A 21989-nucleotide genomic window follows, 5' to 3' on the forward strand; every position below is an offset into this window, starting at 1 on the left:
TAGTTAGTTAGTTAGTTAGTTAGTTAGTTAGTTAGTTAGTTAGTTAGTTAGACTGCTGATTAAAAAATAAATTGCTAAAGCTAAAATCAATAATCCAAAAATTAATCTGAAAATTTTTGGCCGACCTTTAGGATTTGTTGCAGTTCGTGGTTGTGACTTAAAGAGTTCTTCTGCCCGATCTCTGAATTTCTCACCATCACTTTCAAAAACTTCTGTTATCGTAATTCCCTGGACGACGGTTTTGTGCAAAAGGGAATTGTTTGCATGCAGCAACAACTGGAATTTTCCGTTTTTAAATTCGGTAATCTTAAAAATTCTTTCACCATACGCTTTTTCCAAACCAAACGGTAAAACTTTGACCACATCGGCATTTTGAGTTTGCCAGGTAATGATAATCTCTTCCCCTTTTTTCGCATGAATTTTATTTGCCGAAAAAGTCTTAATCGAAGGCGGTACCGTATATCTGAAACTTTTCTGTAAACTTTCTAAATTCTGATCATAGGTTATTCTTCTACCCTTATCACTTAAAATTTCATAGGCTTCCTGAATTTCCTTAAAACGTTCAGCAAAAAAATCGTCGTTTTCGTTTTTATCGGGATGATATTTTAATGAAAGTTTTCTGTAGGATTTTTTGATGTCTTCATCCGAAGCATCACGAGAAATCCCGAGAAAATAGTAGTAGTCTTTCATTTAAGCTAACAAAAATAAGAATTTTGTTGTTGCGGACAAAAATAAAGCAGCCACGAATACACGAATTTCATCATTGCGAGTGAATTGCAGTAATTTCTTTTTTAACGCAATGGACGCTAGGATTTTTAATTGATTGAGAATATTTTCCGTTCGCAAGGGCGTTTGACTACATCGAATCTGCGATTTCACTCAGTAAAAGTAAAGATCTTATTAGTTCTTACTAACTCTGAATATTTTCCAAGTTTGTCATTCCGTAGGAATCTAAGCTATTATTTAGTTGCGTCGCCGAGATTCCTCCGGAATGACAAACATTATTATTTTAAATTTTAATTGAAAAAAAATTAGTTGATGTCTTCAAAAACCTCAGCCATCATTCGCAACAAAAAATTCCGGCGCGGGAAGCTTTGCTTCCCGCGCCGGAATTAAACAATTTCAATTTAGTTACTTTCTATTTATGCTTCTGCAAAATCTTCTTTTCTTGCATCTTTTCTGCAACATCTTGAAGCAAACTCTTTTTTGAACTTTCCTTTCAGTTCCTGATACTGCTCTTCATCCATTTCTCTGATTTTGTCTGCCAATCCAAAAGGCGATTTTTCTTTGATTCCGTATTCGTTGAAAATACCTCTTACAAATCTTTTTCTTTCAATTACTTTTTTGGCAACCATTGCAACTCCGGCAACAGCAAGTGCTCCAAGAACACCTTTTAATACTGAATTTTTCATTTTCTTAAATTTTAAATTTTACTACTTCTTGTTTTTAAATAGGTCTTACAAAATCAAAAATATTTAACGCAAAGTCCACAAAGCTTTTTTTTTGCCAGCTAACTGTTTTTAAGTTTCGCAAAACAAAGTTTCGCCGATTCAAATAAAAATAATTTTTAAATTGAGGCAAAGGCGTTTCACTCAGCTAAGAACACAAGGTTTTTAATATTGATAAGACAACTACTTCTTTTTTATAGAGACGAATTCGTTTTAGTTTTTACTTTACTACTTCAAAAATTTCAAACTATTCGTTGTTTCTGTTGAAAAATCCTGTTGAACATTTCTGTCTCCAGACTTCTTTGAATTTTTCTTTTTCCTCGTCAGACATTCCTTCCATTTTATGTTGCAAATGCTTCTCCTTCATGTCTCGCATTCCTCTTCCGAATTTTCCGTGAAAACCTCCGAAAAGAATTTTACTTAATACCAAAATTCCCATCGCCTGCCAGTAATTGATACTTTTCACACCGATAACTTCGGGAAGAATACAGTTCCAAAGCCACATCACAATCAACGCAACGGCAAGGAAAATCAAGGGCGGACATAAAATTAAAAGCGCCCAGCTTTTTTTATATTTATTGTTCATTTTATTTATTTCTAATTATTTAAATCTTCGTACAATTGTCTCAATCGGTTTCTCAAATGCTTCACTGCATAATTTTTTCTACTGATGATAGTTTTAATATTTTCACCTTGTTCATCAGCGATTTGCTGCAAGGTTTTATCATTCAGTTCATTTTCCATGTAAACCAATTTCTGTTTTTCCGGAAGTTCTTCTAAAGCTCCAAACAATTTCTTCCAAATCTCATCCTGAAACATTTTCACATCGGGGCCGGCGCTGTCGTCGAGCAACAGAATATCTTTTATCGAAAACGAACCGTCTTCATCTTCGTAGACGAAATCTTCAAGGTTTTCGGTTTTCTTTTTTCTGTATTTATCGATGATTTTGTTGGAAGTAACCCGGTACAACCACCCGCCGACATTTACAATTTCAGAAAGATTGGTCAAACTGCTAAACTGGTACCACACCTCCTGCAGAATATCTTCCGCATCTTCGGTATTTTTCACTTTCGGGCGAATGAAAGACATCAGTTTTCCACCGTAATTTGATACGGTTTGCGAAATAATGTTTTCCTTTTCCTTCTGTGGCATTGTTATTTTCTCGGCAATCTCCATATTGCTATGACGATTGTACTTTTTGTTTTACTTTAATGAATGTAGAGATTTTTTTTGACATTACAATTTTACGTCTGTTAATCGTGTTTTTGTTGCAATATTTTTTCGGGAGCTTATCCGGCTATCCACTATTACTCCTCGCTCCTATGCTTTTTCCATCGCTTGCTGTGGGGTAGCCGTTTCTATCCGGGCTATAGAACCACCCCGTCTCAATTTTCTTTGAAAATTGATCCACCCCTCCAGAGGAGGGGAATTCTGTGCGCTGAAATATTGTAACAAAATTGTGTCGTTATTTTAACAAAAAAACGGAAAGCAAAATACTTCCCGTTTCTTTTTATAGATTTTTTTGAAATTTATTTATTAAAATTTTCAGCGAAGAAACCCAGCATATATTTATACAATTCTAGTCTATTGGCTTCTTTTCCGAATCCGTGACCTTCGTCATATTTAACCATGTACGGAACTTCAAAACCTTTACCTCTCAAAGCTTTTACAATCTGATCTGATTCATTTATATTCACTCTCGGATCATTTGCTCCTTGCACCACAAATAATGGCTTTTTAATTTTATCAATCTGGAAAACAGGTGAAACTTCTTTCGCAATTTTAGCTTCTTCAGGATTGTCTAAATCGTACCATATCTGTTTTACCATTTCTTTGTACGGTTTCCAGTATTCAGGGAAAGAATCGAAGAATGTGAAGATATTTGAAACACCCACGTAATCAACACCACAAGAATATAAATCTGGTGTTTTGATCAATCCCATCAAAGTAGCATAACCACCGTGACTTCCGCCATAGATGGCAATTTTATCCTTATCGACCCAACCTTGCGAGATAGCATATTTCACTCCGTCTTCCACATCATCCATTGCTTTTCTTCCAATCTGTTTGTAGCCCGAATTCTGAAACTCTTTACCATAACCGCCAGAAATTCTGAAGTTAACCTGCAAAGTTGCATACCCACGACTTGCAAATAATTGAGTTTCCGGATTAAATCCCCAATCATCTCTGATTCCCTGCGGACCACCGTGAGGATTTACAATCAAAGGAACTTTCTGACCATCAACAGCTGCTTTCGGTAAAGTAATATATCCATGAATCGTCAAGCCATCTCTGCTTTTGAATTCAATAGGTCTCATTTCCGCCATGTCCTCTTCTTTTAATTGTGGCATCAGGTCGAGAAGAAGTTTTAGTTTTTTGGATTTGGTATCGTACTCATAATATTTTCCGTATAATTTATCACTGTCAACCACCACTAAAAGTTTAGAATCGTTGTCATCGGAAGAAACTACATAAAACTGTTTTTCACCAAATTCAGATTTCAACTGTGCATCAACTTCTTTATAAAATGAACTTACAGGAATGGTTTCATTCTTAATACCATTGTAACTGATGTAGTCTAATTCATAATTTCTGTTTTTACCAGCGATACTTACAGAGTTCACATCAAAAGTTGGATTTGAATAAACCTCTTTAATGACAGCATTTTTCTTTAAATCATACAGTACAATTCTAGATTTGTCACTATCTAGATTCGTAACGACATAAGCCTCATCTTTATTTTTTGAGTTATCATTGAATCTCATGATACTGAATGTATCTTTCCAATCTGTTGATTTTATCAGATCAAACTTTCCGGATTGCTGATTTTTATAATAGGTCTTTGTTGTTAATCCGTTTTCTAAAATCGTATATCCTCTCAAGTTTCCTTCTTTATCAAAAAGGTAGCCGTCGATAGGATTTTTAGGATCTTTATTTTCATAAAGCTGAGTCATCTCACCGGTAACAAAATTTATTTTGAAAGGCTCAAAAATCTGTTTATTGTTTTTATTCATGGTGACCACAACAAAGTCAGTATCTTTTATGATTTGCACCAAACCAATGGTTACTCCATCGAAAGGGGTGAGATCTTTAAGATTTTTTCCATCAATATCTGCTGCGTATAAATGAAGATTTTCATTTCCGCTCTTGTCCTGAGTATAAAAAAGACGTTTTTTATTCAACCAGCCATAACTTCTTATCAGATCTTCTTTTTCAACAAGTGCTTTGGTCACTTTTCCCGTCGCAAGGTCTTTTACGAAAACATGATTTTTACTGTCTTTATCCTTTTCTTTATAAGACAAATATTTTCCGTCAGGCGAGATTTTAAACTGCGAGGCTTTGGGTATTGCAAAATAATCCTCAACCTTGTATTTAAAGTTTCCTTTATCGTACGAGATCAATTTTTCTAAAGTAGCTTTGGAAGACACCAATGTAGGATCTCCAGGTAATTTTGTTGTGGAAGTCTGTGCATTCATCATTATTGCTGAAATAACCACCTGAGCGGCTGTAAAAATTTTAGAATTAATAGTCATAATATCTATGGGATTTAGTTTTAAAATGATCTATTACTTTAATAAATAATAGTGTCTATATTAGACAACTAAAAATACATAATTGTTACATACTTTTTTTTATTGCCAATTTATTCATAAAGAAAACCGAAAAGTACATTACTTTCCGGTTTTATGATGATATGAAAATTCCTTAATTTAATTCAAATAAATTCCGAAATACCAAGTCCAAGAAATTAAAATAATCTGCATCGGAATTCTTTCTTTATACAGATAAGCCATTCCGGGACCTGAGTAATCTCCTTTAAAGATGTTGACATTCTTTTTGGATGAATTAATGTTGGCTGCAAAAACCAAAATATAAAAAACAATCAATAAAATCGCTGTAATCTCCCGAATTGAAGGAATCATCAAACCAATTCCTGCGGCAATTTCTAAAATTCCTGTAAAATAAACCCAGAATAATTTAGCAGGAATAAAATCAGGGATCATTAAAGCCATTCCTTTTTGAAATTTAAAATGAGACAAACCTGTGAAAATGATAAAGACTGTCATTCCTAAATTTCCTGCAAACAAAAAATTCCAGCTTCCCTGAATGAATTTGCACCCGATTAAAGCTATAATAAATGTAACAAAAAGAACGCTTAATAATTTCATGTCCTAACAGATTATGGATTTTAATTGTAAATTTAATCTAAAAGTTGTAATCTATACTCAAATACCAAATGAACAGCTATTCAACTCCCGCTAATTGGCTTCGGAAAGATTTTTGACTACTTCCAAACCTTTGGTAAAACCATTTTGCATGTGCTCTTCCCAATCTTTCTCGGTCTGTACTTCCACATGAAGTTTGGTTTTGCCATCATAATCTATGAGAATATATTTTTCGAAACAACCGCTCCACTGCTTGATTTCCATGCTTTCTGTATCTTCTACTCCATTTTCATCAACCATTCCGAGATGTTTGAAAATCATCTGATCCGGTTCTTCAATACTGTCGATGGTAGAAACCATTCCGGCACCTTTAGGATTTACAAAGTAGGTTTTCCCATCCACTTTCCAGTCGGTTTTCATTTGCGATCCTGGACCGAAAAATTGTGTCCATTCACTGTATGTATCTTTTCCCCAAAGAACGTCCCAGACTTTTTGTTTGGGTGCATTGATGATAATTTCGTAAGATAATGTTTCCATAATTTTTATTTTTTTATTTAATTAAAACACGAAGAGCACTAACATTCTACATCACTAAAGTAAGTAATCTTTGAATATTCGTACAGTTCATTTGTGAAATCTGAGATTCCTTATAATTGATTTTCAGATAGATGCTTTACATTTTTAAGTGCATTGGGGAATTTGTCTTCGAAAAACCCTTTAAATTCTTCAGAACTTTTAATTTTCGCAGTCAATTTGGTTCCATCTTCTGTCTCCTCCAAAAGATAAGATTCTGTGGCATCACCCCAATCCTGAGGCACTTCAACACCATCAAATATTTCTCCCAAATGAATAAAAACCATCTCTCTGTTGGGATCATTTTTAAGAACGCGGCTGTACATTCCATTGTTTTCGGGATCAAAGAATTTCATGATGCTCTCTTCTTCCCACGTTCCGACATAAAACGAACCTTTGGTAAAAGCAGATGTCCACTGTCTATAACTCATATCGTCCCAAAGTACCGTCCACACTTTTTCGGGAGCCGCTTCAATGTCAATTTTAAATTCTAAAGTTTCCATACATAAAAATATTTGATGTTTAATGTTTGATGTCAAAACTAATTATCCGCCTACAAAATCTCCTCCATTGATGTGGATAATTTCACCGGTAATAAAACTAGAATCTTCCGAAGCCAGAAAAACATAAGCCGGTGCAACTTCAGAGGGCTGCCCAGCTCTTTTCAAAGGAGTGTCTTTTCCAAAAGAGGCAATGTCTTCAAAAGTTTCTTTCACAAGCGGTGTCCATATTGGTCCTGGAGCTACTCCATTGACGAGAATTTTCCTTTCAGCAAGATTTACAGAAAGTGACCGAATAAATGTCGCAATCGCACCTTTTGTTGCTGAATAATCGATGAGATGATTGCTCCCACGATACGCTGTAACTGAGGTTGTGCAAATGATCCTTCCACCTTTATTGATGATATTTAAAAAGTCTCTCGTGAAAGAAATCATCGAAATGATATTCACCTCAAAAGTTTTGGCAATCTGGTTATCAGATATTTTTTCAACATCCGTTTTAGGAAACTGAATTCCTGCATTATTAACCAAAATATCAAAGGTTTTCCATTGTTTTTTAACTCTCTCCAGACTCTTTGTTCTGAATGATTTTTTGGAAATATCACCTTTCATCAGAATACACTGCCGACCTTCCTCCTCTACCAGCTTTGCGGTTTCTTTTGCATCTTTATCATTTTCCTGATAAATTATGGCAACGTCTGCACCTTCTCTGGCAAAATGGACTGCAACTGCCTGGCCGATTCCGCTATCACCGCCGGAAATGATGGCTTTTTTGTTCAATAGTTTTTTACTTCCTAAATAATTTTTTCGGATAATTTCTGGATACAATCCGTCTTTTGGAACTTTCGATAATGATTTTGACTTGTTCTGCGTTTTCATAAGCAAATCTTTTTTTCATTCATAACAACAAACAGCAAGCCGAAGAGGAAATAGTTTGGATGATGGAAGCTGGATGTTGGAAGTTATTTTCAGGCTTTATATTACTTCCAGCCTCCATCATCAAGCTTCCAACCAAATATTTAAGAATGGTACGCATCTTCCAAATCTTTAATCACAATTTTCTGCATCTTCATCATAGCCTGAACGACTTTTTGAGCTTTCAGCTGATCAGAATCATTCATTAATTGAATTAATTTTTTAGGTACTATTTGCCAACTGATTCCGTATTTATCCTTCAGCCAGCCGCACATGCTTTCTCTTCCGCCATCTGATGTAAGAGAATTCCACAGATGATCTGTTTCTTCCTGATTATCGGTCATGATAACCAAAGAAATCCCTTCATTAAAATCAAATTTGTGGTCATAAGAATTATCCATACAGAAAAAGCTATAATTATCAATTTCAAAGTGTGCATGCTGTATATTTTCCGGAACTTCATGTGTTTCATTTCCTACACCGTCTACATATTTAAGCACACCTCCAATTTTAGAATTGGGAAAAATTTCAGTATATAATTCCATTGCTTCAATTGCCTTTCCGTTGTTTTGGTGGATGAACATCAATGTTGGAATAATTCTTTGATCGCCCTGCTTTTCACCAAGATATAATTGCCAAGTCGTACCAAATTTGTCCCGAACCCAGCCGTACTTTTTACTCCAGGCATACTCCCCCAGTTCCATTAAAACAATTCCTCCGTCTGATAATTGATCCCAATAATCTTGAACCTCATCATCAGTTTCACACAATACCATAAACGAAACCGAAGCATTTTTCTCAAACTGAGGACCGCCATTTAAAAGCATAAATTTCTGACCAAAAAGTTCAATATTTAAAACAACCGGAGTATCTGTGGTGATTGTTCCGTTAAACACTTTACAATAAAACTCTGCTGCTTCTTTTGCGTCCTCATTGTGCCAGAGACACGGGAAAATATTGTTGTTCATAATTTTATTTCTTTTAAAAATCTTTAAATATCATCTTTAACGTCATTAATCTTGTACAAACAATTGTACTTTTGAGGTTAAAATATTCTCACAATTTAAACGATTTACCATGATCTCTCATGTAAATTTTCAATTTCTGAATCGTTGTTTTCCCAAAACCATGAAACTGCAAAAGCTCTTCTTCAGAATAATCTGTTAGTTTTTCTAAAGAATCTATTTTTTTTTTTTCCAAAGCTCTTCTTGCAGGCATTGCTACAATGCCTTTTAAAAAATCGTTTGAAACGGAATGACGATCAATACATATTGCTTTTATAGACTTTGCCATGATGATCAGATTAATCACGATTAAAAATTACTTTAATTATTTTCCACGTACTTGTGGAAATTATTTAAAATTGCGTACCAACCTTCGCGCTGCATCTCTACAGAATTTTGTTTTTCAGGATCGAAACTGATGTTTACTTTCGTTGTATTTTCGTCTACCTTTTCAAAAATAATCTCAACACTTCGACCATCTTCAATATGGTATTTAATCAGTTGAAATTCTATAATTTCATCATAAATTCCTATAAAATCAAATCCGAAACTTCCATCTTTTGCCTCCATTCTGTTATTGAATTTTCCACCTACTTTGAGATCATTTTCAGAACTCGGGCACTCCCAGCTTTCGTCGGCAAAATTCCATTTGACGATATGTTCAGGTTTGTTGTAATACTCCCAAACTTTTTTTACCTGTGCTAAAATTGTAATATCTATATTAATCTGATCCATTTTATTAATGTTTACTTATTTTAAAAGAAGAGCAACTTTACAGCTGCCCTTTAGTAAGTTAAATATAAAACTATTTTGTGTATTCTTCATTGTAATTGATCATCCAATACACATTGTACTTATCCTGGAAACTTCCGAAATAATCACCCCAAAACTGGTCTTCGAGTGGCATTTCAATGTTTCCACCTTCAGAAAGTTCATTAAAAATTCTCTCTGCATCTTCTCTTGAATCCGGGAAAATAGAAAAATAATTGTTGTTCCCAACTGTTAAATTTTGTCCGAATGAAGGAACGATGTCTGAAGCCATCAAAAGATCACCCCCCACTGGAAGTGCGATGTGCATTACTCTGTTTTTTTCTTCTTCTGAAAGGTTTTCAGTTCCGGGAGCATTCCCCATTTTGTGGATTTCACCAACGAATTCGCCACCGAAAACAGTTTTGTAAAATGTAAAAGCTTCTTCTGCTGTACCGTCAAAATTGAGGTATGGATTTAATTTAGGCATGATTTTTAGATTTAGGTTAAAATAAAATTGAATATTTAATAGTTTAATATTTCATGTTCTCATCAAAGTCATATTTCATTCCTTCGTAATTGAGAATTCTTCGCATCAGTCCGATTTGTCCGGAGAGATAATCTTCACGTCCTATGCACATTCCGACAAAATTCAGAACGTTTTCCGGGAAAAATTCGATATTCATTCCCATTGGGAAATCTTTATCTAAATCTTCATCAGAAACTTCAAGTAATTTTTGATAAACTAAAGGTGAAATTTTATGGAAACTGTCTTTCAACTGTTGTAAAGTCGGATATTTGAAATTTTCATCCAACGCTTTTCCTTCAGAGAAATATTCTTTGAATTCAAATTTTTCTTCAATTCCGAGAACATTTCCCATGGCGTAGCGCATATCGAGAAAGTTCCCTACCATCCAAACGATGTGATTGGTTCTGCCTTCAATTCTTTTCAAAGCATCTTCTTCAGTAATTCCATCAAGAACCATTAAAAAATTCTGGCTGTGTCCACGAAACGCAGGAATGATAATTTCTAGTTTTTGTGATTTTGGTGTGTCCATAAGTATAAGCTATAAGGTTTAAAGTTAAGGTTGCGAAGGCATTTGAGATAAATCTGCGAAAGTTACATTCCAGCCATGACCATTGATGTCCCAGAAAGAGTTTTGATACATCCATCCGTAATCCTGCGGTTCTTCATGCTGAGTTGCACCATTTGCTACAGCAGCATCCACTACCTGATCAACTTCCTCACGGCTATCTAAACCAATTGAGACCAAAACTTGTGTGGTATCGCCCTTTGGAACAGGTCTTTCAGAAAAAGTCTGGAAATATTCTTCAGTTAAAAACATAACGAAAGTGTTATCATTTAAAACCACACAAACCGCTTTTTCATCTGAGAATTGTTCGTTAATCGTAAATCCGAGCTTTTTCCAGAAGTCTTTTGTTTTCTGAACATCTTTTACCGGAAGGTTGACATAAATCTGATTGATTTTCATTTTCGTGATTTTAAATTTATAATAATTAGAATCTTATGATGTCGGAAGCTGAGAAACATCTCCAAACAAAACCTCCCATTGATGCCCATCTAAATCTGAAAAAGCATGTTGATACATCCATCCGTGATCTCGTGGTTCGCTGTATTCTGAACCTCCATTTTCGGTGGCGGTTTTTACCATTTCATCCACTTCGGCACGGCTTTTAACGCCGATTGCCAAAAGAGTCTGTGTAGTTTGTCCGTTTGCGACAGGTCGGTCTGTGAAAGTTTTGAAAAATTCTTCATGCAAAAACATGGTGTAGATGTGATTTTCTTTCATCACTACACAGATCGCTTTTTCATCTGAAAACTGTTCGTTAATCGAAAAGCCTAGTTTAGTCCAGAAATCTCTCGTTTTCTGAACATCTTTTACGGGAAGGTTTACATAAATATCCGTGATTTCCATTTTGTAATTTTAAAGGTTAAACATTTAACCAAAATTACCAAGTCAGGATGAAAATGAACTTGCCATAAGACAAGATTTAATTTTTCTTAGGATGCGAAACCAATTCTTTGCGGATTCTGCTTAATGAAGTGTCTGTCACACCAAGATAAGAAGCAATTTGCTTTAGTGGTGCAAATTGTATTACATGAGGTTTTTGTTCTAAAAGATTGAGATAACGTTTTGTTGCAGATAGTGTAAACATTTCTACGGAACGTTGTTTATAGGTGAAAAGTTCTTGCGACATCCAAGCTCTCCCCCATTCACTTAGGTTTTGTATTTTATGATATAATTCCTGAAAAGTATCAAAATCGATTTTTTGACATTCACAATCTGTGATGCAGACAATGTTTTCCTGGGTAGGAATTCTCTGAAACAATGAAGAAACTTCAATGATAATTTCGTTTTCAACAAAGAAATTGGTGGTCACTTCGTTTCCGTTAAAATCATTCACAAAAGACCGAGCTAAACCTTTCTCTAAAATTAAATATTCGTTGGATGTTTTTCCTTCTTCCAAAATAAAATCGCCTTTTTGAAAAAATACTTTTTCGTGTGCATTAATTATTTCATTAAGCTCTTCAGGGAAGAAAAAAGGAAAATCGTGGTAAACGTTAAAGGCTTTTGTGCTCATCCAAATAATGTTTTTAAGGCTTTAAAATTAAATTTTTATTTGGAATTAAAAGTGAAATATTTAAATTTAAAACACAAAAGTTGCAAAAGTTATGAAGACATCAGATATTTTAGTTGAAAAATAAACCACAGAGAAAAGTAAATTTATTTTGATAATTCATTTAAACCAATCTTTTATCAATTAAAATAACGAAAGCTGAATTGGTTTTTGTTTCGAAGGTTTTTCTGCATCACCGAAGACTGTTTTCCCGCCGAAACGCCATGAGTTTTGACGTTCTTCTTCAATCACATCATTAATATCGAAATCTGGAGTGAAACTTTTCTCTGCTTCAGAAATAATAGTGTGAAGTTTATTGATTGACTGTAATTTATCTGAATTTCCAAGCTTTGATTTTTCAATTCCTTTCTGAAGAATATTGATGGTTTCGTCATAAACATTGATGGGAACGGGAAACGGATGCCCGTCTTTTCCACCATGAGCAAAAGAAAATCTTGCAGGATCTCTGAACCTTGAAGGCGCTCCGTGAATAACTTCGCTTACCAACGCCAGACTTTGTAGAGTTCTTGGTCCCACACCTTTCAATAAAAGCAATTCTTCAAAATTCTCAGGCTGATTTTCTCTGGTCATGTACAAAAGTGTTCCCAGTTTTTTCAAATCAACATCAGAAGCACGAACATCATGATGCGCAGGTAAAATCAAATTGGCAAAATCCTGCATGATCTTTTCTGAATTGGTGTGAGAAATTTCTAAAATTCCTTTCCGGCTTTCCTGAGCTTCATGAGCTGTTAAATTCAGGATCTGACCTTGGTTGATTCCCTGAATTCCTTTGTGGGGTTCATCAACAAAAGATTCCATATTTTCAGAATGCCAATGATAACGTCTTGCAGTTCCGTCTGAATCATTCATGCCTTGCTGTACGACTGCCCAATTTCCTTCGTCTGAAACAATGAAATTATGCAGATACAACTGATAACCATCCTGAATTGCCGTGTTGTCAACCTTTGCCGATAATTTGCTTGCACGAACTAATTCAGTTCCATTTAAACCTGTTTTATCTGCAATAACGAGAAGTTCGTTCGGAGTTTCTTTTGAAAACCTGCCTTTTCCACCACAAATATAAATTCCGAGTTCTTTTGAATTCGGATTGATGCTGCGCTTCAAAGCGCCCATTACGGAAGTTGTGATTCCTGAAGAATGCCAATCCATTCCCATCACTGCACCAAAACTCTGAAACCAAAACGGATCTGCCAATCTTTTAAGCACCTCATCTTTTCCGTAATCAGCCAACATTACTTCTACAATTGAAAGCCCGAGTACAGACATACGCTCGTAAAGCCAAGGCGGAACTTTTCCGTAGTGAAGAGGTAATGTTGCGGTTCCGGAGCGTTTCATTCCGTAAAGGTAGTTTTAATTATAAATAATTTTGATGATTTGAAGCAGTTTTTTAAACACGAAGAACACAAATTCTTGTCACAAATTTCACGAAAAGAGAACTATAAATTTTGGCTAAAGCCATTACGATTTTTCACTTATTAAACGGGCTAAAGCCCGTTCCTATTGATGAAAACATTTGTGTTTATTTGTGTAATACATTTGTGCTGTTTGAGTTTAAAATTAACAAAAAAGCCTTGCGAAAACAATTTCCACAAGGCAATATTTAATATTAATTTAAACTTTAATGTTTTATAATTTCCTTTACAATTCCGCCCTGAGGTTCTCTGACGGTTTGGGTGAAAATAAATGCTTTCGGATCGATAGAGCGAACGATATTCTGTAATTTTCTTACTTCTAAACGAGTTACAATCGTGAAGATAATATCGGCATCGGCACTTTGCTCAAAAGACTCTTTCATAAAACCTCTTTCGCCTTTGTAGACTGTAATTCCTCTATTCATCGTTAAAACCAAAGCTTTCTTAATTTCTTCACTGTTCCCCGAAACGATGGTAACGCCTGTATATGCTTCGATACCTTCAATGACGTATTTTGTGATCTGACTTGCCACCAAATACGTCATAATTGCATATAAAGCCGTTTCCACATTCAAGAATTTTACCGCAATAATGAAGATAATGACATTCATTCCTAGAATAATCTCAGTAATACTGAAACTGCTTTTTTTGAATGTTAATAATGCTAAAACTTCCATTCCGTCGAACGTTCCGCCACCTCTCATAGCTAAACCAATTCCGATTCCCATGAAAAATCCGCCGAACATGGCGACCAGCAGTTTATCGTGCGTCAATTCAGGAAAAGGAACAACATAAATGGTTATAATGATCAATAAGATGGTCAAAAAACTTCGGATAGCAAAGTGTTTTCCAATCTGGAAATATGCCAAAACAATGAAAGGAATATTTAAAACCAGTAAAATCACGCCAAGATTCCAATGATAAACTTCGTGTAATAAAAGTGAAATTCCGGTAACACCACCATCTAAAAAGTGGTTAGGAACCAGGAAAGATTTTAAAGCAAAACTTGCCGAAATCACTCCCAAAACGAGATAGATAATATCCGAAATTGAAAATAGCGGACCATGTTTAGTTGAAGCTGAGCTCATATTAGGATTAGTCGTTTTTTAGTTTTGATTTGATGATATCAAGATTTTCCTGTTTCTTCTGTTTTCTGTTGTTGATGGTTGTCTGGGTAAAATAATGATGGCTTTCAAGGAATTTTTCCTGCAATAAATTCCAATCACGTTCAGAATTTACGATTCCAAACATCGAAAGTTCTTCGAATAATTTATCTCCGATCACAAAGAAATCGTCTCTTCCAAGGTAATCCAGATCAGCGTCGGCTAAAATTTCTTCTAAGTGATTGTGCGGAGTCTGCGGAATTTTTGTCGCCATGATCATTCCTTTGATTTTCTCAATCTGCTCCTGAGAATAACCATGTTCTGAAAGATATTCTTCTGCAATTTCGCAAGATTTTGCCTCATGCTCTTTTGAACCGTACAAAAATCCTGTATCGTGGAATAATGCTGCCGTTTTCAGCAGAACTAAATCTTCATCATTGACTTTTTCTGACTTCGCAATTTTTTCGACAGAATCAATAACGTCTTTCACATGCATCACGCTGTGGTAAGAAAGGTGCTCCGGAAGATTTTCCTTGAGTCTTTTTAATATTATTTTATTTAATTTTTCGTATTCCATATTTAAATAGAAAGTGTTTTTTTGTTTACAGCGATGCTAATTTTTTAACGCAAAGTTCGCAAAGTTTTTTTGACTACTGACTGTTTTAAGTTCGCAAAGGTTTTTCACTCAGCAAAGATTACAAAGTCTTTTGTACTAATAGTTGTAAATAATTTATAAATCCTCTTTTGTTTCAATAGCAAAATACATATCCATTTCGCCTTTTCCTTTGGTGTGTATTTTTCCTCTGTACTCACAGTTAATTTTTTCTCTTACCAATTGATAGGTTGAATCTGAGATATTTATTTTCCCTTTTTCGCTGTTTTGCTCCATTCTTGCAGCAGTATTTACGGTGTCGCCCCAAATATCATAAGCGAATTTTTTAACACCAACAATTCCGGCAATCAAAGATCCTGAATTAATTCCGATTCTTATATCTAAAGCATTTGGATTTGATTTTTTTCGTTCTTCAATAAAATCAATAATATCCAAAGCTACCAAAACTGTCTGATAAGCGTGGCATTCATTTTTAAGCGGTAAACCACACACCGCTAAATAAGCATCACCAATCGTTTTTATTTTTTCTAAACCATGCTTTTCCATAATCATATCGAAAGCGGTGAAACATTCATTCAATTCTACCAGCATTTTCTCGGCACCCAATTTTTCAGAACTCTGGGTAAAATTAACAAAATCGGTAAATAAAACAGTCACTTCATCGTAATATTTGGCTTCAGAACTTCCGTTTTCTTTTAATTCTTCAGCTACTTCATGTGGAAGAATATTAAGTAGTAAGTTTTCTGTTTTCTGTTTTTCTTTCTGCAATTCGAAGGTTCTTTCATCAACTTGTTTTTCAAGTAAGTCATTTTGATCCTGAAGAATCTGCTGTTTTTCCTGTTCTTGTTTTAAATTGACATCAGAAAGTCGGTTGACTTCATCGAGCTGTTTTATCAGACTTAAATTGGTTGATGCAAATTGCCAGCCCAAATAAGCAGAGATCGAAATAGGGAAACTTACAAGAATCAGAACTAAGACAAATATGCCAAATTCATCTCCCGAAAACATTGTGGGCATTTCAATATTTAAAGAATCTAAAATCTTAGCAATGATGGTAAGAATAATGATTGCAAAAAATGTAAGAATTCCGCCACCAACAATAAATGCAGATTTTTCTTTTCTAATCATTGCTCTGATAATGAGATAAAGAGATTCAAACCAAACGAAAAATATATAGAAAAAAACAGTACTTATAGCCGCAGCCGCACTGAAATAATACACAATAAGAAGCAAAGCCGCAATAATAAGTAAAACATTTAACCTGATCTTACTTCTTCCAAATAAAGTATTGACGAAACCTGTAAGCGAAGCTCCAAAAGCCAGTACTGAGAAAAAAGAAAAGAAACCATAAATATCTACACTTGAAGGATCTGTCATTTCGTAAAACGAAAGAACCATGTAACTTAGCAAACCGATGGAAAGATTATATATTGAAAAATACAGATTGTAAATCGCTTTTCTGTAAAATAAAAATAAGAGCAAATGAATGAAACCTAGAGCTGAAAAAACGCCACAGATGAGCATAGCCACAAAATTGAACCCCTTCATCATTTTAATATTTTCATCCAAAAACTCCTTGGCAGAAACCAACTCTACATCCAGCGTTACAGGACTATAATTGATGCTTATTTTTTTACCAACGATGGGTAAAAAGCGAATGGCTATAACGTTAACTTCTGTATTATTTAAAGAAAATAATTGCGGAACTTCATTTTTTATTTTGAACACACTTGTTTTGCTATCTCCTATTTTGCCAATAGTTTCGATTTTTTTACCGTTTAGATAAATTTCAGATGCTCCAACCTGTTTCACATCAAAACACAATGACTCATTAATCATTGTAGAATCTATTTTAAAATAATACCTAATCCAATAAGGGTGATCTTTAGTATAATTTTTTTTGGATGAAAACTCAAGGTTTTTCCAATTAGAATCATCGAATTCAACAGATGCAAAAGCCGGATTGTCACCTGCAAAAAATTTACTTGCTTCAGAAATTTCTGCGCCGTTTTTTATTTCCTTTTCGGTAAAAACTTTAGGTTTCTCACGAGAATTTTGTGCAAAACAGAAATTTTGCAATCCTATTAACAAGAAAAGTAAAAATGTTAGGAGTAGATTTTTTTTCACTGTGATAAAATTAAATTTGATTAACAAAATACATCTCCATTGCACCTTTACCTTTGGTTTCGATTTTTCCGCGATGCTCAAAAGTAAAATCATCTTTTATTAGTTGATAGGTTGCTTCAGAAACATTTACTTTTCCCGATGAACTGTTCTGCTCCATTCTTGCTGCCGTATTCACCGTATCTCCCCAAATATCGTAAGCGAATTTTTTCACACCCACAATCCCTGCAATGATAGGTCCCGAGTGAATTCCTATTCTTATATCTAAAGCGTTCGGGTTGTCTTTTTTTCTTTGTTGAATATAAGAAAGAATTTCTAAACTTGCATTGACTGCATTTTTTGCATGTTGATCGTTCGAAACAGGCAAACCACTCACTGCTAAATACGCATCACCGATGGTTTTTATCTTTTCTAAATTGTATTTTTCCATGATGCTGTCAAACTCTGTGAAACAGATATTCAGCTCATTGAGAACTTCCTGCACGCCAATCCGTTCGGAATTTGCCGTAAAGTTGACAAAATCTGTGAACAGAACTGAAACCTCATCGAAATGTTTTGCATTGGTTTTCCCTTTTTCTTTAAGTTCCTCAGCAACTTCATGCGGAAGAATATTTAGGAGTAAATTATCTGATTTTAATTTTTCTTCTGCAATTTTTTTGTTGTCTTTACGCTTTTGGTTGTATGAAAATCCTGCAAAACCTAATAAAAGAAGTGACAGACCAGCTCCGACTGCCCAAATATTTTTTTGATTTTGAGAACTTTCTAATTCAGCTTTTGCAATGGCATCTTTTTTCTCCTGATTAATTTTGGTAATATTTTTTTCCTGATTGTATTTTAAGAGAACCGCCTGCTGTTTCTGATCAAATTTAAATTGAATTTCTTTTCTTCTTAAATCTTCCTCTAGCAATAGCCTTTTACGCTCTTCATTGGTTTTTGCAGCTGCTTGTTTTTTTTCAAATTCAAAACGGAGCGCTTTTAGCTCTATTTCTTTTTGTAACTGGATGCGTTTGGTTTCTTCCTCTAGCTTTACTTTTGCTCTTTCATTGGCAACTTCTGTTTCAGATTGAAGATTAGAAAGTTCTTTCATTTTTTCATTTCCATACGCTTTGTCTTTTTCAGTCATTGCTTTCTGAAAATACATATGAGCTTTTTTATAATCTCCCAGAAGTTCGTAAGCATTAGAAAGTGTAGTGTAGTTTGTAATCGTCACACTTGGGTCTACAAACCATCTTTCGTTTTGTGCAGCTAAAGAGATTTTGTTAAGATCTGTGATAATATTTTCTAATTCTGCTCTTTTATGTACATCTTTTCTTATCTGAGCACTATCTCGAAACATATTATAAACCTTCACAGCTGAATAATAGGATTTATGATTAAAATTGTTATCACTTTTTTCGGGTGACAACTGTATAGCTTTGGTTATTAAATCTTCAGATTTCTGATAGTCTTTATCATCAAAATAAATATGAGACAAAATACTATTGATGTCAGCCATTTTCTCATTATCATTTTTAGATTCGTAATATCTGAGTGCTTCGTTCAAATAAATTTTTGCAGAATCCATTTTCTTTAGACCGTAGTATGAAGATCCAATATTTCTGTTTACATATGCTAAATTTTCATATTTCTTTTGTTTAGTATAGATAGGCAGAAGGTTCTTATAAACATTCAACGCTTTTTTTGAATCTTCTGTTGTAAGATAGAAGCCTGCCAACATTTCGTGTGCATACTCTATCTTTTCAGGATAATTCTTTTTTATAAAATCAATGTAGGTATTAAGATATTTGTATGACTCACCATAATTTTGCCGCACAAAAGAACTTGAAACCAAACTTTGATAACTTAGCATTATATAGTACTTGTTTTCTTTGTTTATTTCTTTCCCATCAAGATAATACTGAATATTTCTTTGTAAATAATCTGTTGACTCTGCAAATTTTTTCTCGTAAGAATATAGTAAACCGAAATAATAGTTAACGACGGCTTTTTTATCAGAATTGTTTGCTGCTTTATAATATTTATCTGCTTCTTTAAGATAAAACTCTGAGTCTTTATATGTAAGATTTGACGTTAAAATTTGAGCTAAAACCAAATTGACGTTACCCAATCTTACAAAATCATTAGTTTTCTTTAAATAGGGCAAAGATTTTTTTCCATAGACCAGAATGCTGTCTACAGTTTTAGCTTTAATATACTCATTTGCGATATCCCGAATCAGCTGATTTTTTTCTTTTTCGTCTTTTGATTTCGAAAGCTTACTTTTTAAATCAACAATTACCGCAGCTTCCTGCGCTATAAAAACTGTATTTCCGTAAAAAAGAAAACAGATGATTGCTAAAGAAGTAAATTTATTTTTCAATGGTTGGTTATTGCGTTGATTCACAAAAATAAAAAAATCATTCTATTAAACTAACAGAATGATTCTAATTGATGAGAAATACTTATTATTTATTTCAAAGCATCTAAAGCTGCGCTATAATTTGGCTCGTTGGCAATCTCAGAAACCTGCTCTGTGTAAACTACTTTATTGTTTTCGTCAGTAACGATTACAGCACGGCTCAAAAGACCTTTCATTGGAGAATCTGTGATGGTTACTTCATAATCATCACCGAAAGTTCCTCTGAAATCTGAAAGTGTTTCTACATTATTCAGACCTTCAGCAGCACAAAATCTTGTTAAAGCAAACGGTAAATCTTTAGATACATTGATGACAACTGTATTTTCAAGGTTATTAGCTTCTTCATTGAATTTTCTTGCCGAAGATGCACATGTAGGTGTATCGATACTTGGGAAGATGTTGAATACTTTCTTCTTTCCTTCAAAGCTTTCTAAAGTTTTTACATTTAAGCCTGAATCTACCAAAGCAAATTCTTTGATGGTAAAACCTACTTCAGGAAGTTTTCCTAATGTGTGTACTGCGTTTCCTTTTAAAGTAATATTAGACATAATTTAATTTTTTAAAGTTTCTCAAATTTATTCAATTTTCAGCCGATTTCATTTGAAATAAAGGTTAAATAATTCTTAAAATGAACATAAAAATACTTATAATTAAAATCATCTTTTCAATATCAAAATTTAATTAGATTTACGCACTTAAAAAAAAATTAATAACCATGCGAGGAAAAATTACTCTGTTGTTATTTGCAGTACCATGCTTCGGATTTGCCCAGTCAGTAATTGGCAACATCAATTCCGGAGCTGTATCTGCAGATAATTTCACGCATTCTGTAGGAGAAATCTATGTGATTCCTACAGATCCTGACCAAAACAATTCGGGAACAATGGGAATGCTTTATCAGACTGTATTACAGGTTTTGGGCGTAAGTGAATTGGAAAAAGAGACTGTAAAAATCTACCCGAATCCTACCGCTGATTTCGTTTATGTAAAATTAAATTCAAAATCAAAAATCGACGAAGTTGAAATATACGACTTTGCAGGAAGACTTGTCTTAAAAACAAAATTACAGTCAGACAAATTAGATTTAAGAACATTGAGTCAAGGCACTTACATGATGACGTTCAAAAATCCTGACATCAAGCCAATTAAAATTATTAAAAAACCTTAAAAACTAATCAAACATGAAAAAATTATACGCTACTTTAGGATTATTTATCGCTTCTTTCTTAAGCGCACAAGTTCCGCAAGCTTTTAGTTATCAAACAATTGCTTTCAACGCTACGGGTGCTCCAATTGCCAACGGAAATGTTGCTTTAAGAATAAGCATTTTAGATAATTCTGCGACAGGAACTGTTTTATATACTGAAACTCAAAATAAAACAACAAACTCAAAAGGTTTGGTTAACTTAAATATCGGACAAGGAACTCCTACAACAGGAAATTTTGGAGCGATTAATTGGGGAACTAATACAAAATTTGTAAAAGTAGAAATGGATCCTGCAGGCGGAAGTAATTATACGAATGTTGGGGTAAATCAATTGATGAGTGTACCCTATTCTCAGGTTAGTAAAACTGTTGTAACAGGAGCGGGACAAGGCATTACACTTACATCTCCAAATGGAACAGCCTATACTTTAGGTGTAAATAATGCGGGAACTTTGAGTTTGCCTACAAACTCAAATACAGTTAGTCAGATAATACCTACAAATTTATATATGTATGGTTCCTATAATTCGTACAACGCAAGTAATGCTGAACTGCTAAGATTAGCTAACGGTGATAAAATAGGATATAAATATTTTGCAGCTAATAGTACATTTAAATTTACTGGAGCTCAAAATTCAGGAGCTCAAACTTATGGATCTAATACTGGTAATGATCTTATTCCTAACGGAAATGAATATTTGATCAATTCAAACGGATTTTATCAAATTAGAGTGGCTGCTCAAGGAAATGTTAATGGAGTTACTTTTTATGGAGTATATTTTAATAATTTTAATCCTACTATAATATTTGACAGTGGAACGGCAACAGTATCTGGATTGACTTATGGAGTATCTACTAATGTTTTTAACATAAATGTTTCTGGAGTAACCAATACAAATGCAAAAGCATTTAAAATTTCTTTGAATAATAATAGCTTCAGTGAAACATTAGGCGATAATTTAAACGACGGAAGTCTCGACTTAAATGGCGATTATATCAATTTTCCTAATACTACGAGTACACCAAAAAATTATAAAATTACTTTTACAATACAATTTAACGGAACAGGAACTTATACAATTACACAAATATAATTTAAAGAGGCAAAAGCCTCTTTTT

Annotated in this window: 25 protein-coding genes; 2 read left to right on the forward strand and 23 right to left on the reverse strand. The window is 34.0% G+C overall.

The window, feature by feature from the left end:
* Positions 1 to 39 precede the first annotated feature (39 nt).
* The 23 genes from LNP04_RS04160 to tpx all read right to left on the reverse strand — a co-directional run bounded on the left by LNP04_RS04160 (position 40) and on the right by tpx (position 20212).
* Complete coding sequence (locus LNP04_RS04160) at positions 40 to 690, reverse strand: DnaJ domain-containing protein (RefSeq protein ID WP_229985316.1); 651 nt, start codon at positions 688 to 690, stop codon at positions 40 to 42.
* Between the two features lie 452 nt (positions 691 to 1142).
* Positions 1143 to 1412, reverse strand: coding sequence for a hypothetical protein (locus tag LNP04_RS04165; protein ID WP_056080998.1), 270 nt, complete (start codon positions 1410 to 1412; stop codon positions 1143 to 1145).
* Between the two features lie 283 nt (positions 1413 to 1695).
* Positions 1696 to 2034 carry a hypothetical protein gene (locus tag LNP04_RS04170; protein WP_229985317.1) on the reverse strand — a complete coding sequence of 113 codons (339 nt, stop codon included), beginning with the start codon at positions 2032 to 2034 and terminating at the stop codon, positions 1696 to 1698.
* A gap of 11 nt (positions 2035 to 2045) precedes the next feature.
* Positions 2046 to 2600, reverse strand: coding sequence for an RNA polymerase sigma factor (locus LNP04_RS04175; protein ID WP_229985318.1), 555 nt, complete (start codon positions 2598 to 2600; stop codon positions 2046 to 2048).
* 377 nt (positions 2601 to 2977) lie between these two features.
* Positions 2978 to 4981 carry a S9 family peptidase gene (locus tag LNP04_RS04180; RefSeq protein ID WP_229985319.1) on the reverse strand — a complete coding sequence of 668 codons (2004 nt, stop codon included), beginning with the start codon at positions 4979 to 4981 and terminating at the stop codon, positions 2978 to 2980.
* A gap of 177 nt (positions 4982 to 5158) precedes the next feature.
* Positions 5159 to 5617, reverse strand: a complete 459-nt coding sequence (locus LNP04_RS04185) for a hypothetical protein (protein WP_229985320.1) — start codon at positions 5615 to 5617, stop codon at positions 5159 to 5161.
* Positions 5618 to 5707: 90 nt separating this feature from the next.
* A complete protein-coding gene (locus LNP04_RS04190; RefSeq protein ID WP_229985321.1) occupies positions 5708 to 6151 on the reverse strand; it encodes an SRPBCC domain-containing protein in 444 nt (147 codons plus the stop codon).
* Between the two features lie 110 nt (positions 6152 to 6261).
* Positions 6262 to 6690 carry an SRPBCC domain-containing protein gene (locus LNP04_RS04195; protein ID WP_229985322.1) on the reverse strand — a complete coding sequence of 143 codons (429 nt, stop codon included), beginning with the start codon at positions 6688 to 6690 and terminating at the stop codon, positions 6262 to 6264.
* Positions 6691 to 6732: 42 nt separating this feature from the next.
* Positions 6733 to 7566 carry an SDR family oxidoreductase gene (locus LNP04_RS04200; RefSeq protein WP_229985323.1) on the reverse strand — a complete coding sequence of 278 codons (834 nt, stop codon included), beginning with the start codon at positions 7564 to 7566 and terminating at the stop codon, positions 6733 to 6735.
* A 140-nt stretch (positions 7567 to 7706) separates the two neighbouring features.
* A complete protein-coding gene (locus LNP04_RS04205) occupies positions 7707 to 8570 on the reverse strand; it encodes a VOC family protein (RefSeq protein WP_229985324.1) in 864 nt (287 codons plus the stop codon).
* Between the two features lie 88 nt (positions 8571 to 8658).
* Positions 8659 to 8895: a DNA-directed RNA polymerase subunit alpha C-terminal domain-containing protein gene (locus LNP04_RS04210; protein WP_229985325.1), complete on the reverse strand. Its 237-nt coding sequence runs from the start codon at positions 8893 to 8895 to the stop codon at positions 8659 to 8661.
* 32 nt (positions 8896 to 8927) lie between these two features.
* Complete coding sequence (locus LNP04_RS04215) at positions 8928 to 9341, reverse strand: SRPBCC family protein (RefSeq protein ID WP_229985326.1); 414 nt, start codon at positions 9339 to 9341, stop codon at positions 8928 to 8930.
* Positions 9342 to 9411: 70 nt separating this feature from the next.
* The gene (locus LNP04_RS04220; RefSeq protein WP_229985327.1) at positions 9412 to 9843 is read right to left on the reverse strand and encodes a VOC family protein; all 432 of its coding nucleotides are present in this window, start codon (positions 9841 to 9843) and stop codon (positions 9412 to 9414) included.
* Between the two features lie 43 nt (positions 9844 to 9886).
* A complete protein-coding gene (locus LNP04_RS04225; protein WP_229985328.1) occupies positions 9887 to 10411 on the reverse strand; it encodes a DinB family protein in 525 nt (174 codons plus the stop codon).
* Between the two features lie 24 nt (positions 10412 to 10435).
* A complete protein-coding gene (locus tag LNP04_RS04230) occupies positions 10436 to 10846 on the reverse strand; it encodes a VOC family protein (protein WP_229985329.1) in 411 nt (136 codons plus the stop codon).
* A 33-nt stretch (positions 10847 to 10879) separates the two neighbouring features.
* On the reverse strand, positions 10880 to 11290 hold the full coding sequence (locus LNP04_RS04235) for a VOC family protein (RefSeq protein ID WP_229985330.1): 411 nt from the start codon (positions 11288 to 11290) through the stop codon (positions 10880 to 10882).
* A 76-nt stretch (positions 11291 to 11366) separates the two neighbouring features.
* Positions 11367 to 11957 carry a Crp/Fnr family transcriptional regulator gene (locus LNP04_RS04240; protein WP_229985331.1) on the reverse strand — a complete coding sequence of 197 codons (591 nt, stop codon included), beginning with the start codon at positions 11955 to 11957 and terminating at the stop codon, positions 11367 to 11369.
* 180 nt (positions 11958 to 12137) lie between these two features.
* A complete protein-coding gene (locus LNP04_RS04245; protein ID WP_229985332.1) occupies positions 12138 to 13349 on the reverse strand; it encodes a DUF763 domain-containing protein in 1212 nt (403 codons plus the stop codon).
* A gap of 283 nt (positions 13350 to 13632) precedes the next feature.
* Positions 13633 to 14514: a YitT family protein gene (locus LNP04_RS04250; protein WP_229985333.1), complete on the reverse strand. Its 882-nt coding sequence runs from the start codon at positions 14512 to 14514 to the stop codon at positions 13633 to 13635.
* 7 nt (positions 14515 to 14521) lie between these two features.
* On the reverse strand, positions 14522 to 15106 hold the full coding sequence (locus LNP04_RS04255; RefSeq protein WP_229985334.1) for an HD domain-containing protein: 585 nt from the start codon (positions 15104 to 15106) through the stop codon (positions 14522 to 14524).
* A gap of 153 nt (positions 15107 to 15259) precedes the next feature.
* A complete protein-coding gene (locus tag LNP04_RS04260; RefSeq protein WP_229985335.1) occupies positions 15260 to 17269 on the reverse strand; it encodes an adenylate/guanylate cyclase domain-containing protein in 2010 nt (669 codons plus the stop codon).
* A 10-nt stretch (positions 17270 to 17279) separates the two neighbouring features.
* A complete protein-coding gene (locus tag LNP04_RS04265) occupies positions 17280 to 19625 on the reverse strand; it encodes an adenylate/guanylate cyclase domain-containing protein (RefSeq protein WP_229985336.1) in 2346 nt (781 codons plus the stop codon).
* Positions 19626 to 19714: 89 nt separating this feature from the next.
* Positions 19715 to 20212, reverse strand: a complete 498-nt coding sequence (gene tpx / locus LNP04_RS04270; protein WP_229985337.1) for a thiol peroxidase — start codon at positions 20210 to 20212, stop codon at positions 19715 to 19717.
* A 167-nt stretch (positions 20213 to 20379) separates the two neighbouring features.
* On the opposite strand from tpx, the gene LNP04_RS04275 reads away from it, so the two are divergent.
* On the forward strand, positions 20380 to 20832 hold the full coding sequence (locus LNP04_RS04275; protein WP_229985338.1) for a T9SS type A sorting domain-containing protein: 453 nt from the start codon (positions 20380 to 20382) through the stop codon (positions 20830 to 20832).
* Between the two features lie 13 nt (positions 20833 to 20845).
* Entirely contained in the window at positions 20846 to 21964 is a 1119-nt protein-coding gene (locus LNP04_RS04280) for a hypothetical protein (protein WP_229985339.1), read from the forward strand.
* The last annotated feature ends 25 nt before the right edge of the window (positions 21965 to 21989 follow it).

The sequence above is a fragment of the Chryseobacterium sp. C-71 genome (genome assembly GCF_020911865.1).
In the GTDB taxonomy this organism is placed as follows: Bacteria; Bacteroidota; Bacteroidia; order Flavobacteriales; family Weeksellaceae; genus Chryseobacterium.